A 16,484-nucleotide genomic window follows, 5' to 3' on the forward strand; every position below is an offset into this window, starting at 1 on the left:
GTGGCGGAGCTGCGTGGAGCGCTGATCGGCTGCGGCTTCTTCGCCGTCAATCAGATGCATGCCTGGGGCGACATAGAGGGAGCCTCGATCGCCGCCATCTGCGACCGCGATCCGGACCGGCTGCGGATCGTCGGCGACCAGTTCGGGGTCGCGCGGCGCTATACCGACGCGGCTGCTTTGTTTGCCGGCGAAAGGCTGGATTTCGTCGACATCGCCACCACCGCACCAAGCCACAGAACGCTCGTGGAGATGGCGGCGCAGCACGGCGTGCCGGTAATCTGCCAAAAACCGTTCGCGCCGACGCTTGCCGACGCCAAGGCGATGGTGAAGGCATGCGCCGACGCCGGCGTGCCGTTGATGGTGCATGAGAATTTTCGTTGGCAGTCGCCGATCCAGGCGGTGCGCGCCGTGCTCGACAGCGGCGAAATCGGCACGCCCTTCTTCGGACGGATTTCGTTCCGCTCTGCCTATGACGTGTTTTCGGGCCAGCCCTATCTGGCGACCGGAAGGCGCTTCATCATCGAGGATCTCGGCATCCACATCCTCGACATCGCCCGCTTTCTGCTGGGCGACGTCTCGACGGTCACTGCGCGAACGGCGCGCATCAATCCCAATATCGCCGGTGAGGACGTCGCGACGATGCTGATGGACCATGCGAGCGGCGCGACCTCCGTGGTCGACTGCAGCTACGCGAGCAAGCTCGCGACAGAGCCGTTTCCGGAGACGCTGATCGAGATCGACGGCAGCGATGGCACGATCCGGCTGGCGCAAGGCTACCAGCTCGCCGTCACCGGCAGGAGCGGGACAGTCGTCAGCGACGTCTCGCCACCGCTGCTGGCCTGGGCATCGCGACCATGGCACAACATCCAGGAAAGCGTCGTCGCAATCCAGCGGCATTGGGTCGATTGCTTGACCAACGGAACCGAGCCCGCGACCTCGGGCGCGGACAATCTCAAGACATTGGCGCTGGTAGAGGCGGCGTATGCCGGCGCCGCAAGCCGGGAGCCGGTGCAACTCGACGCCTTGCTGAAATGACAGCCGACGCCTTCCTCCTCTATGGCACACGTGCCGTTGAAGCCGAACCGGTCAGGCTGCGCGCCGGCGCGCTGACGGCGGACTTCGTCAACGGCAATCTGCGCACCATTCGGCATGGCGGCACCGAAGTTCTGCGCGCCATCGCCTACATCGTCAGGGATCGCGACTGGGGCACCTACGAGCCGACACTGGCCGACCTTACCATCGAGCAGGATGCCGAGGCTTTTTCCGTCAGCTATTCGGCAAGTTGCCAAGCACCGGACGGCAGCCGGCTTGGCTTCCGCGCGACCATCAAGGGCTCCGCCGATGGCCAGTTGGTCTTCGACGTGAGCGCTCTTCCCGACAGCGATTTCGAAACCAATCGCTGTGGCTTCTGCATTCTGCATCCGATAGCCGGCCTGGCCGGCAGCCCGGTCACGATCGAGCATACCGACGGCAGTGTGGTCGCGACGCGGCTTCCGGAGCTGATCGATCCCTGGCAACCTTTCAAGGCTTTACGGGCGATCACCCATGAGGTCCGGCCGGGCGTCACCGCCGAATGCCGGACGGAAGGCGACACGTTCGAGATGGAGGACCAGCGCAACTGGTCGGATGCGTCGTACAAGACCTATGTCCGGCCGCTCGCGCTGCCATGGCCCTATGTGCTGCCTGCCGGCAAGACCTTCCGCCAGACCATCAGCTTGCGGATAGAGGGTCGCGGGAAAGTGCCAGCTGCTGCGGCAACCGCCGAACCAATTCGCGTCACGCTCGGCCAAGCCGGACCGGCGCTGCCGGATATCGGCGTGATCATCTATCCGGATGAGGTCGAGGCCGCGCTGGGCAAGCTGCCGATGCTGTCCGAGCTTGGTCCGCAGCAATTGATGTTCCACTACGACCCGACGCGTGGCCATGGGCTCGACGCCTTGAGGGCTTACGCCCAGCTCGCCGCCGCCTATCCGGTCCGGACAACGCTCGAATGTGTCATTGCCTGCGATGGCGATCTCGACGCCGAGCTCTCAGGCGCCGCCGACGGGGTGCGCAAGGCCGGTCTCAAGCTCTCGGCCATTGCCGTCTCGCCCTCGGTCGACCGGCAGTCGACGCCGCCGGGCAGCGCATGGCCGCAATGCCCGCCGCTCGAAGACGTTTATGCCGCGGCGCGGCGTGCCTTTCCCGACATCCGCCTCGGCGGCGGCATGGTCAGCTATTTCACCGAGCTCAACCGCAAGCGCGTTCCTGCGGACCTCCTCGATTTCGTCACCCACTGTACATGCCCGATCGTGCACGCCGCCGACGATCTCAGCGTCATGCAATCGCTGGAGGCGCTGCCTTTCATCACAGCCTCGGTGAGGGCGATCTTCGGGCCAAAACCCTATCGGATCGGGCCGTCGACCATTGCCATGCGCCAGAATCCCTATGGCGGTGCGACCAAGGCCAATCCCGACAGTCAGCGCATCGCCATGGCCGACCGCGATCCTCGCCATGCCGGGCTGTTCGGAGCCGCATGGACGATCGGCTACGCCGCCAGCGTCGCTCCGGCGGGGCTCGAAATGCTCACGCTCTGCAGCTTCACCGGGCCGTTCGGCGTGTTGGCCTCGTCGGGTGAACCGGTCGAGGAAGGTACAGCTCGGCTGATTTTCCACGCGGTGAAAGGACTTTGCGAGTTGGCCGGCCATGCGCATGTGGCGGCGACAACGACCGATGAGACGCGGGTGCTGGCAGTGGCCGGCCGCTCCCAGACAGGCAAGATCATCATCTGGCTGGCGAACCTTACCCCTGATGACGTTCCGGTCGATGTTTCCGGGCTCGGCTCCGATCAGGGTCCTCTGAAGCTCTGGGATGGACGAATGTCACGCCAGATTCAGCGAGACACGTCGGGCCGCGACCGTCTTGCGATGACGCCCTACGCAATCGTCCGGATCGGCTGAAGTCATTTGCCAGGGTTCATGAGTCGCCGCAGTTCCGCAGCGGTTGCCCGTAGCCGCAGCACTTCCGCTGCCGACTTGTCACCGGATTTGCTTTCGAAACTCGCCTGGTGCCATTCCAGTGGTCTTGGAAAAAAGACGGCTGAACGAAGCGACGTCCTGATATCCCACCCGATAGCAAATTTCTGAAACGCTCAGTTTCGTTTCCTCAAGCATCGATTTTGCCAACTCCAGCCGCCTTTCCTGGATCCATTTTCCCGGCGTTGTCTGGAGCTCGTCGAAAAATCTGCGAGACAGGGTTCGCGAAGACATCGCCAATTCGGTTGCGAGAAATTTCAAATCGATTTCTGGCATCTTGTCTTTCGAGAGCTCGCGCAGCTTGTTCTCGAATGGGCTGGCCTCGTTCGAAATTTCGTCGAGAGGAAATTCGTAGGGACTCTGGAATTTGCGCGGCGGAGGAAGAACTAGAAGTTTTCGAATGATCCGCTCCTCCTTTGAGAAGCCCAGATCGATCAGCAAAGCCCTGGCGAGTTCGAGTCCGGAAAACCCGCCTCCGCATGTGTAAAGGCGGTCCTGGCGAATGATCAGGCGGGAAGAGTCCCATCGCACTTGCGGAAACCGGCGGCTTGCCTCGGTTTTCAGCCACCAGGATATCGTCGCGCGTTTGCCGTCCAATAATCCCGAATTGGCGAGCAGATAACATGCGCCGCAATGTGCGGCGATGATTGCGTCCTGCTGCTGCGCGAGCGCTATTAGCGGTTTTGAATGTTCACTCTCCTCGTCGAGCGAGCGCAGAAGCTCCGGAATCTCGACACCCGGCATCGCAATGAGAATCAGGACATCCATTTTTCGGGATGGTTGAGCCTTTGTCGGGAAGGAAATTCCGGTGCTTGATGTTGACGGCGCGCCCCTTGAAACGAACTCACATGAAAGAACCTGTGAACGGCAGACGTCATTCACAAGCTGAAACATTTCCACGAGCGTGGAGACGACGGCCGAATAGAAATTCGACGGCAGCCAGATCACAACGTGGAGGCTCCTGACAGCCATTGCGGTACTCCCGGTGTCGTTCTCGTCGGATGGCAAGTCTAGCATAGTCTTTGTCAAAATTGCCAATTCCAGAAAAAGCGCGGCGCCTCCAGGATGGCCGTATACGGGCTTGCTGACGGCGGCATCGCCTTTACGACGCTGTTCGTAGCTGCCGCTTCCGGAGTGGCGCCGACGCCTTGTTCGTGGGGCGCTGGCGTCGACCTCCCTGCAGATCGGCGCTGCATTGGGTCTCGCCGCCATTCTTGCGGTGGCCAAAGTCGGTTTGGGTGGGGTCGGTTTGGGCGGGCAGGCCGGCGTCGCACCGGATGTCGTCAACGGGCTGCGCGTCGCCGGTTGGTTCGCGGCGGCGGCGGCTCTCCTCGGGGCGGTTCTTGCGCTGACGCTGAAGCAGCGGAATACGGTGTTGCCTCGGGATGTTGCCGCTTGCCCCGAAGCTGCATCCTAATCTTTGGTCAGTCAGAAAAACCGATGAACAGGGTCCCGGCCGCTAAGCCGGTCGGGACTGCGCTTCTTTTTCAGTTGCCGGAATTCATCACGTAAAGCGCACGCGAGCGTTCGAGGTGCTTGATCATCGCCTTCTCGGCGCCATCCGCATCCTTGGCTTCGATGCGTCCGATGATCTCTTCGTGCTCGGTCAGCGTGAACTTTTCCTTGCCGGTCCAGATCAGCATTTCGGTGTGGTACTCCTTTAGCCAGCCAAGCATTGCCTCGCTGACCGCGACATAGATCGGGTTGCCGGATATTGCCGCGATCTGGGTGTGGAACTTCATGTCGGCGGATATGAAGGCTTCCGAGTCGCCGCGAAAGCTGCGCTGCTCGGCGACGGTTGCCCGCAGCCGCTGCACATCCTCGGCGGTGGCCTTTTCAGCGGCTTCCTTGACCATGCCGCGCTCGAAGAAGATACGCGCGTTCTTGAGGTGCTCCAGCGTGTCCTTCGATGACGACAGGATGATCTTGGCCGCGCCGTCGACCTGCTTGATGATCGACTTGGCGGTCAGCTGCAGCACCTTGGCCCGCTCGCCATGCGAGATCGCGACCAGCCCCATATTGCTCAACGCCTGCATCGCCTCGCGGATGGCCGGCCTGCCGACCTCGAAGCGCTCCATCAATTCGCGCTCCGACGGCATGTCGTCGCCCGGCAGCAATTCGCCGCTGGTGATCAGGCGCTTCAGTCTCAAGAATACTTCGTCGGAAAGCTTGCGCCGGACGATCGGCTCCGAACGGTTCATCGTCGCGAATCACTCCTATGACCGGCCTCTATCTAGCATTTCCGCCGCGAATTCCGGTACGCCTGTCGCCCCCTCGCCCTTACCTGCCAGGCCGGATAGGGCTTGCAATGCTTATGTACTCATTATACCAGATTTCGAGGGCCAAGGAACCTTTTTCGAACTCACCCCGGCAGGCCGCGCGAATATGATTGTTCTTACTTATCGCATCGAAACGCCAGGCAATATCGAGGCGCTGGCGGCCAAGATCGCAAGCGACCAGTCGACCGGAACCTTCGTCGCGCTGGCCGGCGAGACCGAAGAGCTCAAGGCCAGGGTCGCGGCGCGCGTCCTAGCGATACGGCATCTGCCGGACGCGGACCGGCCGTCACTTCCAGAAGCAAGCAATGGCCCGTTCAAACGCGCCGACGTCGACATTGGCTTTCCGCAGGACGCCATCGGCACCGACCTGTCGGCGCTGATGACCATCGCCATCGGCGGCACCTTTTCGATCAAGGGCCTGTCCGGCATCCGTGTCGTCGACATGAAGCTACCCGAGGAGTACCGCAGCGCGCATCCAGGCCCGCAATTCGGCGTCACGGGCAGCCGCAGGCTGACCGGTGTCACCGATCGTCCGATTATCGGGACCATCGTCAAGCCGGCGCTGGGGCTCCGCCCGCACGAGACGGCCGCAATGGTGGAAGAGCTGATTGCCGCCGGCGTCGATTTCATCAAGGACGACGAGAAGCTGATGAGCCCGGCCTATTCGCCGCTGTCGGAGCGGGTGAAGGCAATCATGCCGCTGATCCTCGACCAGGAGCAGAAGACCGGCAAGAAGGTCATGTATGCCTTCGGCATCTCACATGCCGATCCCGACGAGATGATGCGCAACCACGATCTGGTGGTAAAGGCCGGCGGCAATTGCGCGGTGGTCAACATCAATTCCGTGGGCTTCGGCGGCATGGCCTTTCTAAGAAAACGCTCGAAGCTGGTGCTCCACGCCCACCGCAATGGCTGGGACATTCTCACCCGCCATCCCGGCCTCGGCATGGATTTCAAGGTCTGGCAGCAGTTCTGGCGGCTGCTCGGCGTCGACCAGTTCCAGATCAACGGCATCGCCTCGAAATACTGGGAACCGGACTGGTCCTTCGTCGAATCGTTCAAGGCGGTGACCACGCCGATCTTTTCGCCGGCCGATTGCGCATTGCCGGTCGCCGGCTCCGGCCAGTGGGGCGGGCAAGCGCCTGAAACCTTCCAGCGGACCGGCCTGACGGTCGATCTTCTCTATCTCTGCGGCGGCGGCATCGTCAGCCACCCGGACGGGCCGGGCGCCGGCGTCCGCGCCGTGCAGCAAGCCTGGCAGGCGGCGGTCCAAGACATTCCGTTGGCGGATTATGCCTTGAGCCATGTCGAGCTGGCGCAGTCGATCGAGAAGTTCGGCGACGGCAAGGCGGCCTGACGCCATGCAGAGCCTGCTTCTGAGCTATTATGGCGACGACCTCACCGGCTCGACCGACGTGATGGAGGCGCTCGAGCTCGGCGGGGTGCCGACCGTGCTGTTCATGCGCCAGCCCGACGAGGCGCTGCTTTCGCAGTTTGCGCATTGCCGCGCCATCGGGCTGGCCGGCACCAGCAGAAGCGAGACGCCGCAGTGGATGGACACGCATCTGCGCAACGCCTTCGCCTGGCTGAAAACCCTTACCGCCGAGATCTGCCACTATAAGGTCTGCTCGACCTTCGATTCCAGCCCGGCGATCGGCAGCATCGGCAGGGCGATCGAGATCGGCCGCTCGGTTTTCCGGCAAGATAGCGTGCCGCTGGTCGTCGGCGCGCCGCAGCTCAAGCGCTACACCGCATTCGGCCATCTGTTCGCGGCCTATCGCGACAAATATTTCCGTATCGATCGCCATCCCGTGATGAGCCGTCATCCGACCACGCCGATGGATGAGTCCGATCTGCTGATCCATCTGTCGCGTCAGACAGACCTCGCCTCTGGGCTGGTCGACCTGGCGACGCTGCAAGCGGCGTCGCGGTCCGAAGCATTCGACCGGCTTGTGGAGAATGGCACAGACATCGTGCTTGTCGATGTCGACAGCCTGGAAACCCAGGCGCTTGCCGGCAAGGAGATATGGCGCGCTCGCAAGCCGGGCGGTTATTTCGTCGTCGGCTCTTCGGGCATCGAATATGCCTTGCTGGCTGAATGGGCATCGAACCGGATCGTGGATGCCAACCCCGCGTTTTCGCCGCCGGGCGCTGCCGACAGGATCGCCGTGGTCTCGGGGAGCTGCTCGCCGACGACGGAACGACAGATCCGGCATGCTCTGGCCGATGGCTTCGACGGGATCGAGCTCGACCCGGTCGAACTGGTTTCTGAGGCTTCCGACGACGCTATTGCGCGCGCGGTTGCAACCGGCCGCTCCAGTCTGGCAGCCGGGCGCAGCGTCATCCTCTACACCGCGCTCGGACCCGCGGCCGACCGCGGTGCTGAAATCGATCTCTGGGAAGGCGCCCGCCATAAGCTTGGCCGCGGCCTTGGCGAGCTTCTCCGCGAACTGACGCTCGAGCAGAGACTGCAGCGCGTGGTTATCGCCGGCGGCGACACGTCGAGCCATGCACTTGGCCAGATGGGCGTCGATGCGCTGACGGTGCGAATGCCGCTACCGGCATCGCCGGGCTCGCCGCTTTGTCTCGCGCATTCGCGCATAAAGGCGATTGACGGGCTGGAAATTGCCCTCAAAGGTGGGCAGGTCGGAACCGACCGCTATTTCTGCGCTATTCGCGATGGGGTCGGCGGTTGAGAGCATGGATCTAGGTAAGTCGTTTGGTCCTCAAATCGGAGCTCGGCAAAATCCATTAGCCGGCAAAGCAACCAGCAGCGGCGTGCTTGATCCGGGTCACCTCGTACGGGCCATCGCCCTGACTGGATGGCGCTGACGGGCATAGGCGACGCAGGCGTCCACCGTGCTGACACAGAGCGCATCGCGGTTGTTCGGCAGGTTGTTGTCGCCGGCGTAGGCGATCTCGGCAACATGGCCGTCAATCATTCGAATTTGCGTGTTGCAATAGCCGCCGGGGGCGACGTTGACGGAACCTCCGAGCGCCGGGACGGGGCCAATGGCCACGGTCGGAACCACAATGTTGAGATTGCCGCGTTGAACGACGCGCTGATAGGTCCAGATCTGGCCGGATCTGCCAACATCGGCGGTGGCGGTCGGAAAGCCGGCGCACATTCGAACGTCCGCTTCGCTGAGGCCGACCATCTCCTTGCGGGCGGCCGCCGCCGTGGCGTCTTCCTTCGCACTGCTCGACGTGTCGTCCGGCATGACGCAGGAGGACAGGATGGCGGCGCTTGCCGATAGAACGAGAAGGGCAAGCTTTCGGATGTGGAAAGATGTCATACCAACTTCGGATTGCACGGGAGCCCCAATGCCAACCTAGGAAGTGAGCCAATCGAGTCAACCGGCAGAAATTCACGAAGTCGTTGGCACGCTATGCCACCGCGTATCTGCTGCAAGGGGTTGACGCTGCCGCCGTGACCCTCGCGCCCTATCTTCCGCCTGGGCTTTCCCACCCCCGACCCCTTTTGTCAGATGTACTGGCGCACGGTGCTGTGACTTTGGTTCGGCCGACGGTGTGCTAGTTTCCAGCCAGTTGCTCCGGAGACGTCATGCCTATCAAGCTGCAAGAAATCGCCCTCGCTCTTCTGCTGTTGGTCGCCGGCGCTGGGTCCGGTCATGCCGAGACGGCCCAGCGGCCGCCTGCGGGCGGGGTTCTCTCGCTCCTGCCGCCGCCGCAGACTTCCGATCATTCGATCGTCATTGCCGGACGCACGCTCGATTACGAGGCCAAAGCCGGCACGTTGTCATTGCCGTCCGGCACAGGCGATATCACCGCCGAGATTTTCTACGTCGCCTATGCCCTGCACCCCGGAAAAGAAACGGGACCGGATCCGCGGCGCTCGATCACCTTCGTGTTCAATGGCGGTCCGGGAGCGGCCTCCGCCTATCTGCATCTCGGCGCACTCGGTCCGCGGGTCCTGGCGACGGCGGCCGATGGAAGTTTCCTGCCGCCGCCACAGAGGCTGTTCGATAACCCCGACACTTGGCTCGACATGACCGACCTGGTCTTTGTCGACCCTGTCGGAACCGGTTACAGCCGCGAAGCGCCCGGCACGGAAGCACACAGCTTCTGGGGCGTCAGTCAGGACGCCGCCTCGATAGGCGCGTTCATCCGGCTCTATCTGGCGCAGACGAACCGCACGGCATCGCCGGTGTTTCTTGCCGGCGAAAGCTATGGCGGCTTTCGGGCGGCATTGCTCGCCAGGAAGCTTCAGGAAGACACCGGCATCAGCCCGAGCGGCGTCGTGCTGATCTCGCCGGCACTCGAATTCACGCTGGTGCGCCCCGATGAGTTCCAGCCGCTCCACTGGGCGCTTGAGCTGCCGTCGCTGGCGGCGGTGCGCCTGCACAGCGAAGGCGTTTCCGGCCCGGCTCTGCAGGAGCGGCTGGCGGAAGTCGAACGCTATGCGCTCGGTGACTATCTGGCGGCGCTTGCCGGCGGGTTGGAGCAAGGTGGACACCTGGCGAGCCAGCGCGTCGCCACAGTCACCGGTCTGCCGCTCGATCTTGTCCAGCGCCACTTTGCACGCATTCCCATAGGGCTCTTCGCCAAGGAGTTTGCACGGGCAAAAGGCAATGTTCTCAGCGCCTATGACGGTACCATCGAGACGGCGGACGTGGCGCCAGAGAGCCTGGGAGTCGACGGTCCAGATCCGGTGCTCGACCGAAGCGTGCCGGCGCTCACCTCCGCCTTTGTCGGCTATGTGCGCGACGAGTTGAACTTCCGCACCGATATCAGCTACCGGCTTCTCAACCACGAAATCAGCGGCAATTGGGACTACGGAACGAGCCCGACGCGTCAGGGCTATGCCGGCGTCATGGACGACCTGCAACAGGCGCGGGCACTGAACCCCAGCCTTGGTGTGCTGATCGTCAACGGCTACAGCGACCTGGTGACGCCCTACATGACCTCGCGCTACCTGCTTGGTCAAATTCCTTCGCTTGCCGGCGCAAAGCCCATTCGCAGCGAGGTGCTGGAAGGCGGGCATATGATGTATCTGAGGCCAGATGGCCGGGCAGCGCTGAAGCAGGCCGCGTCCGAACTTTATCGGACGACGCAATGAGGCGGTCTGTGCAAAAAACGCCGGATGCGCTTTTCGTCCGGTCCGCAAGCCCTAGTTCCTTCGCGATTGATCGGTTACAGATCCAGGATGGCGTCTTTCAGCGACGTTCGACAACGGATTAGCCGGCTCTCCAGAATCGCGCCACTGGCGCGGCGTGCTGCCGAGCGGGCCATTCGGAACACCAAGCCACACAGGCTGACAAGCCTTGTCGACCGCTGGAATGCGCTGTCGCTGGCAATGCAATTCCTGCTCGCGGGCGGTCTATTCTCCCTGTCGGCCATGGTGGTGGTGGGGATTTCCGTCACGAGCCACATAGAAGCCGTGGTCACGCAGAATTCGGCTTCCGCTACTGCTCTTTACGTGGACAGCGTCATCGCGCCACTGCTTCCGGATATGCGCAAGAGCGAAGTCTTAGATGAGAGCGTTGCCCATGCGCTCGATGAAACGCTGGGGCAAGGCGCACTCGGCACAAGGCTCGAATCCTTCAAGCTCTGGCGTCGCGACGGAACCATCCTGTATTCGACCGACAAGACATTGATCGGCAAGCGCTTTGAACCCAGCGACAATCTCCGGGCGGCATTCGCAGGCCAAATGGTTTCGGAATTCGACAAGCTCGACGATCCGGATAGCCAGGCCGAAAGAGCCAGCGGCCTGCATCTCCTCGAGATCTACAACCCGGTGCTTCAGCCATGGTCGGGGGAAGTGGTGGCCGTTTCGGAATTCTACGAGGTCGCCACTGATTTCGAAAGAAACCTGCATCAGGCACTCATTCGAACCTGGCTGGACGTTGCCGCCGTCACAGCGGCTTTCTTCCTTGGGCTCTCGGCAATCGTGTTCCGCGGCAGCCGCACGATTAGCTCGCAGAGCCGCTCGTTGAAGCAGCGCATTGCCGAACTCTCCGATCTGCTTGCTCAAAACAGACTGTTGAGGCTGCGGGTGCAGCGTGCCTCGCAGCGCGCCACCGCACTCAACGAACGCTATCTCAGGCGCATCGGTGCGGATTTGCACGACGGGCCCGCGCAACTGGTTGCTCTCGCGGCGCTGGGAATCGACAGCCCCGTCATTGCCGATCCCGCGACGCCGCCAGCCGAACGTGCACAGGAATTGCTAACCATCAAAGCACATCTGGACGATGCCATGCGCGAGATCAGGAGCATCAGCAAGGGCCTTGTCCTGCCGCATATCGAGCATGCAGAATTGGCCGAAATTCTCGAGCTTGCCGTGCAGGCGCACGAAGAACGAACCGGAGCCAAAGTGGCGCTATCGATGACCGGCGGCCATGCGACATTGTCGCCGGCGGCCAAGATCTGCATCTTCCGCTTCGTCCAGGAGGGGCTGAACAACGGATTTCGCCATGCCGGAGGTGAAGGTCAGTCGGTCGAGAAACATTTCGACGGCGAGCGCGTTTGTATCGAAGTGTCCGACGCCGGCCCCGGCTTTGACCCGCAAATCGTGCGTCCCGAGAGGCTGGGGCTCGTTGGGCTGCGCGAGCGGGTGGAAAGCCTAGGGGGCCAGTTTACCGTGACTTCCTCACAAAGTGGCACAGTCGTAAGAATGGCCCTCAACATCATTGAAATGGGGCAGACATGACCGCAGCCATCAAGCTCGCTATCGTCGACGATCACCCGCTATTCAGGGAAGGCGTTGTTCGCACGCTCGATCAGATCGGCGGGTTCGAGATCGTCGGCGAAGGAGACAGCAGAGACGATGCCTTGCGGATAGTCGAAGACCGGCAGCCCGACATTCTGCTGATGGACATCTCGGTGCCTGGGGGTGGCCTTGGCGTGATCGGACCGGCCCTGGAGCGGCATCCGGCACTGAAAATCGTGATGCTGACCGTTTCGGAAGAAAACCAGCACGTAATGACGGCGTTGCAGAGCGGGGCAAGGGGCTATGTTCTGAAAGGGGTCGGGTCGAGGACGTTGGCTGCGATCCTGCGCACGGTAGCGTCGGGCGAACGATATGTCTGTCCACAATTGTCGGCGCGCCTGTTGGCCGATCTCTCGGCTCTATCAAATGAGCCGGCGAAAGCTGACGGACTTGCCGAACTCACCAGCCGCGAAAGGGAGATCCTGACGCTGGTTGCTGCGGGACTGAGCAACAAGCGGATCGGGCTTCGGCTGAACCTGCATGAGAAAACGATAAAGCACCACATGACGCGAATCCTGGCCAAGCTCAACGTCAGCAACAGGACCGAAGCCGCGATGACCTTGCGCGACGCGACTGAGCGCCGGCATCCGTCTGTTCGCGATCATGCTTGAGCCAAAATTGCCGCACGGCACGGCTATGTGAACTGGCCGTCAATCGATCATTTCGAGCAACCTGTCCCGGTCAGAACGCGTCGCCAGGCGCCGAATGATGGTGCGGCCTTTGGCATCCCGCATTTCATATTGGCCGCTGTCGATGCGTTCGCTGAGGCCGTTCGAATGCACCACGCCGACGCTCGGCCCACGCACCTCGACCCGGTCTCCTGTGGTCGCGTTGATGAAGAGTTTTGGCTTGCTGTCGGGGTTTGCCACAGGGGCCAGATCAGGGGGATTGTCCTCCTGCGACTTTGCTTTGCCCTTGCCCGCATTGCTATTCGAGTTTGAATTGCCGGAGTTTCCACCCGGATTGCCGGAATTGCCGTTCCCGTTCCCGTTGCCATTTCCGTTCCCACCATCTTTGGCACAGGCAGTTTGCGGGCCGAGCGTCGGCGACGGTCCATCGAACACGATGCGATAGGGGCTCACGACGAGAATGAAGGTCAACGGGATTGCAGAAATGCCGACACGACGTCCTCGTGAAGATCCGGTCCTTCGTCTCCGGGTCGTCATCGATGAAGTTGCCAGTCGCATATTGGAAATCCCCTTAACCGTACGGCTATGTCGTACTGCCTCCTGTTCGCATTCGTGTCATGCCTAAAACAATGGTTTGCATCCGGGACGTCAAGACCCACCAGTCCCACGATGGTAACTGGTGGGTCTCGCTAGCGCAGGAAGGGACTATTTACTGCGCAAGTCTTTTGCCTTCCTTTGGTTGCGTCTCGGCGATAGCGCCGACTTCCCACCGTCAGCCAACAATAAATCCAATGGCCGCGATCCCGAAACACAGGCCAAATAACGGAAAAAGCAACCAACGCGCCTGGTGAACGCTCGGGTCCATAGCGGCCTCCTGTAACAGTCGGCATCGCAACGGGGTCATCGGAGCTCGGTTCCTGAAACTCTCGCATTTGGGGCTTTTGCGATAGCAGCCTCGGACCAAAGTTTGGCTGTGCAGGTCCTTGGTCGACAGGCCTACAGACTGAAGTCCTATACCAGGAGCAATGGACCCAGCCCTGCGTTCGGCGGCCTTTGTATCCACCGGGCGGCTGCGATCCACCGGTCCCTTCGAATGCTTTGCGTTCCTGGCTCTATGGCAGCAGCGATGTTGGTCCACTGCCATATCGTTGAAACGTCACCAGTACAGACCCATATGCGAGTTGCGTCGGATGTCTCCTCCCATTGCGTCCGGCGCGTTCCCCTCTGGAGGTTATAGACCTTCACGCTTGGCCGGGCTTAACAGTCCGGCCTTTTTCTATTGGTCATTGTGCAGCCTATCCGCCTGACGGCTCCTTTTTGCGAGGCCCACCCTAAAAATCGATTTGCAAATGCATTCATGTGCTCATAACCTGTCATTAATGAGCACGATTTCCAAAGTTGCCACGCGAGCGGGCGTATCGCGCACGACAGTGTCGCATGTCATCAATCATGCCGACCGGGTGTCGAAATCGCTGCGTGAACGCGTACAAGCGGCGATCGACGAACTCGGCTACACGCCGAACCCACAGGCGCAAAGCCTGCGCACCGGCCGCACCAACATCGTCGCGATGCTGATCCCGGACATCCGCAACCCGTTCTATCCGGAGCTGGTGAAAACGGCGCAGTCGACGCTCGAAGTGGTCGGCCTCGACATGCTGATCTTCAACACCGACGTGCCGGGCGGACATTCACAGGTTCACGGGCGCGAGTATTTGCGCCAGATCGGGCGCAAGCGGGTCGACGGCGTCATTGTCGCCGACTTCGCGCTGCATGGCATGCACAGCGAACTGCTCGGGCTCGATCTGCCCGCCGTCTTCATCGGCCATCTCCCCAACCATGCTGTCGACAGCGTCCAGCTGGATGATTTCGGCGGCGGCTATCTGATGGGCGAGTATCTGGCGAAGAGGGGCCACCGTCGCGTCGCCCATGTCACCGGGCCATCCTTTTTCAAGGAGGCGATGGCGCGCGCCGCCGGCTTCGAAAAAGGGCTCGCCGACAATGGCGCGCCAATCGCCGCCGATCTGCGGTTCGAGGGAAGCTATCTTGCCCCGTCAGGACGGGAGGCGGTCACTTGGCTCCTGGAGAAGCACGGCGGAAACCTGCCGTCGGCGATGTTCTTCGCCAACTATCTGATGGCCTCTGGTGCGCTGACTGAATTCTATGACCATGGGGTCAATATCCCTCAGGACATGGCCGTCGCGGTCTTCGATGACCTGCCTCAGCTCGAATATGTCAGGCCGAAGCTGACCCGTGTCGGCAACAGCCCGACAATGCTCGCCAAGCGCGCCACGGAAATGCTGCTCGAACGCCTGGGCGGCAAAGTCGAGGGCGCGCCACGCACCGAAGTGATCCCATGCGCGTTGAGCCCATCCGACAGCGCATGACGCCAAATGCCGGCAGAGGGAACGGAGGTCCCTTCGCCAACGTTCGACCGAAGAACACCAAAGGGAGGAAATGATGACTGACAAAACGACCCGCAACCGGCTGTCAGCCGGCCTCAACCGCCGTCGGCTGATCCAGGGCGGCGCCACTTTCGCCGCCGCCGGCCTCACAGGCTTCCCGTTCATCAACAGGATGGCCGTGCGCGCCCAGGAAGCGCCGTTGAAATTCTGGCAGTTCTATGCGCCTGGCGGAGACGTGAAACCGCAGGTCCAGTGGTTCCAGAAGCTGGTGGCCGACTGGAACGACGGTCACGACCAGAAGGTTGATCTCGAATATGTCGTCAACAGCGAATACATCTCCGGCTCCAAGCTGGCGACGGCCTTCGCGTCGGGCGAGGGGCCGGACATCTTCCTCATCAGTCCCGGCGATTTCCTGCGTTATTACAATGGCGGCGTGCTGGCCGACCTGACGCCGCATATCGAGGACGCCGCCAAGGCCGATTTTCCGGAAAGCGTCATCGCCAACCGCATGGTCGACGGCAAGATCTACGGGGTGCCGATGGAGGTCGAGCCGATGGCCTTCTACTATTCGATCAAAGCGTTCGAGGAAGCAAAGCTCAACGAGAACGACGTGCCGAAGACTTGGGACGAGCTGTTGGCGGTTGCCAAGAAGCTGACGACGCCCAACCGCTATGGCGTGCTGTTCGAAACGACGCCCGGCTACTATCAGAACTTCACCTGGTATCCGTTCCTGTGGCAGGGCGGCGGCGAATTCCAGGGCAAGGACGGTAAGAGCGCCTTCGATTCGCCGGCCACCGTCCAGGCGCTGAAGCTCTGGCAGGATGCCATCAATACCGGCGTGGCGCCCCGTCAGGTGGTCGGCGGCGGTTTCGACATCGTCGCCAATCTCGGGGCGGGGCTGTGCGCCATGCAGAACTGCGGCATCTGGGGCATTTCGGCGATGGACAACAACGCCAAGGATGTGCCCTACGGCATCTTCAAATTGCCGACGCCGGCCAATGGCAAATACGTCACCGTCGGCGGCGGCTGGGCTTTCGTCGCCAATGCCGGGGGCAAGAACCCGGATGCTTCCGCCCAGTTCTGCGCCTGGGCGCTGGCCTCGATGGATCAGGCCTCGGTCGACCGTGTCGTCAACTGGTGCACGGTCGCCAAGAGCGACATGCCGCCGCGAAACAGCGCGCTGAAGGCCGGCGCCGATGTCTTCAGCACGGGTAAGTTTGGCACCTTCGCCAAGGAGATCCACCCGGGAACGCGTGCCGAACCGCGGATTCCGCCTGAAGCCTACAAGATCATCTCCGATGCCATCCAGTCGGCACAGCTTGGCGGGGTCGATGCCCAGCAGGCGGCGACGGCGGCCAGTCAGCAACTCGACGCGTTCCTCGCGTCCTATTCCGGCGCGCCGATTCTTTAGGCCGCTTTCCAGTATGCGC

General features: G+C 61.9%; 14 protein-coding genes. 10 read left to right on the forward strand and 4 right to left on the reverse strand.

What is annotated here, in order from left to right:
- Window positions 1-1,035 carry a Gfo/Idh/MocA family protein gene (locus NKI85_RS11530; protein WP_352524513.1) on the forward strand — a complete coding sequence of 345 codons (1,035 nt, stop codon included), beginning with the start codon at window positions 1-3 and terminating at the stop codon, window positions 1,033-1,035.
- Window positions 1,032-2,939 (forward strand): D-apionate lactonase, encoded by a 1,908-nt coding sequence (apnL, locus tag NKI85_RS11535; protein ID WP_352776754.1) that lies wholly within the window; start codon window positions 1,032-1,034, stop codon window positions 2,937-2,939. Before NKI85_RS11530 ends, apnL begins: the two co-directional genes overlap by 4 nt.
- A gap of 78 nt (window positions 2,940-3,017) precedes the next feature.
- On the opposite strand, the gene NKI85_RS11540 is transcribed toward apnL, so the two are convergent.
- A complete protein-coding gene (locus NKI85_RS11540; RefSeq protein ID WP_352524510.1) occupies window positions 3,018-4,226 on the reverse strand; it encodes a GlxA family transcriptional regulator in 1,209 nt (402 codons plus the stop codon).
- On the opposite strand from NKI85_RS11540, the gene NKI85_RS11545 reads away from it, so the two are divergent.
- The gene (locus NKI85_RS11545; protein WP_352524509.1) at window positions 4,210-4,431 is read left to right on the forward strand and encodes a hypothetical protein; all 222 of its coding nucleotides are present in this window, start codon (window positions 4,210-4,212) and stop codon (window positions 4,429-4,431) included. The genes NKI85_RS11540 and NKI85_RS11545 overlap by 17 nt on opposite strands.
- 70 nt (window positions 4,432-4,501) lie before the next feature.
- On the opposite strand, the gene NKI85_RS11550 is transcribed toward NKI85_RS11545, so the two are convergent.
- Window positions 4,502-5,215: a transcriptional regulator NanR gene (locus tag NKI85_RS11550; protein WP_352524507.1), complete on the reverse strand. Its 714-nt coding sequence runs from the start codon at window positions 5,213-5,215 to the stop codon at window positions 4,502-4,504.
- Between the two features lie 184 nt (window positions 5,216-5,399).
- Between NKI85_RS11550 and oiaX the strand changes: the two genes are divergently transcribed.
- Together oiaX and NKI85_RS11560 are read left to right on the forward strand one after the other, a co-directional pair.
- Window positions 5,400-6,650 carry a 3-oxo-isoapionate-4-phosphate decarboxylase OiaX gene (oiaX, locus tag NKI85_RS11555; RefSeq protein WP_352776755.1) on the forward strand — a complete coding sequence of 417 codons (1,251 nt, stop codon included), beginning with the start codon at window positions 5,400-5,402 and terminating at the stop codon, window positions 6,648-6,650.
- A 4-nt stretch (window positions 6,651-6,654) separates the two neighbouring features.
- Entirely contained in the window at window positions 6,655-7,989 is a 1,335-nt protein-coding gene (locus NKI85_RS11560; protein ID WP_352524505.1) for a four-carbon acid sugar kinase family protein, read from the forward strand.
- A gap of 96 nt (window positions 7,990-8,085) precedes the next feature.
- Here the strand turns inward: NKI85_RS11560 and NKI85_RS11565 are convergent, their stop codons facing one another.
- Entirely contained in the window at window positions 8,086-8,589 is a 504-nt protein-coding gene (locus tag NKI85_RS11565; protein WP_352524504.1) for a hypothetical protein, read from the reverse strand.
- A gap of 269 nt (window positions 8,590-8,858) precedes the next feature.
- On the opposite strand from NKI85_RS11565, the gene NKI85_RS11570 reads away from it, so the two are divergent.
- The 3 genes from NKI85_RS11570 (at window position 8,859) to NKI85_RS11580 (ending at window position 12,634) form a co-directional block, all read left to right on the forward strand.
- On the forward strand, window positions 8,859-10,373 hold the full coding sequence (locus tag NKI85_RS11570) for a S10 family peptidase (RefSeq protein WP_352524503.1): 1,515 nt from the start codon (window positions 8,859-8,861) through the stop codon (window positions 10,371-10,373).
- A gap of 237 nt (window positions 10,374-10,610) precedes the next feature.
- Window positions 10,611-11,963, forward strand: a complete 1,353-nt coding sequence (locus NKI85_RS11575; RefSeq protein ID WP_352524697.1) for a sensor histidine kinase — start codon at window positions 10,611-10,613, stop codon at window positions 11,961-11,963.
- Window positions 11,960-12,634, forward strand: a complete 675-nt coding sequence (locus NKI85_RS11580; RefSeq protein ID WP_352524501.1) for a LuxR C-terminal-related transcriptional regulator — start codon at window positions 11,960-11,962, stop codon at window positions 12,632-12,634. The genes NKI85_RS11575 and NKI85_RS11580 overlap by 4 nt, the downstream gene beginning before the upstream one ends.
- Before the next feature lie 39 nt (window positions 12,635-12,673).
- On the opposite strand, the gene NKI85_RS11585 is transcribed toward NKI85_RS11580, so the two are convergent.
- Entirely contained in the window at window positions 12,674-13,123 is a 450-nt protein-coding gene (locus NKI85_RS11585; protein ID WP_352524500.1) for a hypothetical protein, read from the reverse strand.
- A gap of 908 nt (window positions 13,124-14,031) precedes the next feature.
- On the opposite strand from NKI85_RS11585, the gene NKI85_RS11590 reads away from it, so the two are divergent.
- Together NKI85_RS11590 and NKI85_RS11595 are read left to right on the forward strand one after the other, a co-directional pair.
- Entirely contained in the window at window positions 14,032-15,036 is a 1,005-nt protein-coding gene (locus tag NKI85_RS11590) for a LacI family DNA-binding transcriptional regulator (protein ID WP_352524498.1), read from the forward strand.
- A gap of 73 nt (window positions 15,037-15,109) precedes the next feature.
- On the forward strand, window positions 15,110-16,465 hold the full coding sequence (locus NKI85_RS11595) for an ABC transporter substrate-binding protein (protein WP_352524696.1): 1,356 nt from the start codon (window positions 15,110-15,112) through the stop codon (window positions 16,463-16,465).
- Window positions 16,466-16,484: the final 19 nt, after the last annotated feature.

Source organism: Mesorhizobium sp. M0571 (assembly GCF_040320985.1).
Lineage (GTDB): Bacteria > Pseudomonadota > Alphaproteobacteria > Rhizobiales > Rhizobiaceae > Mesorhizobium.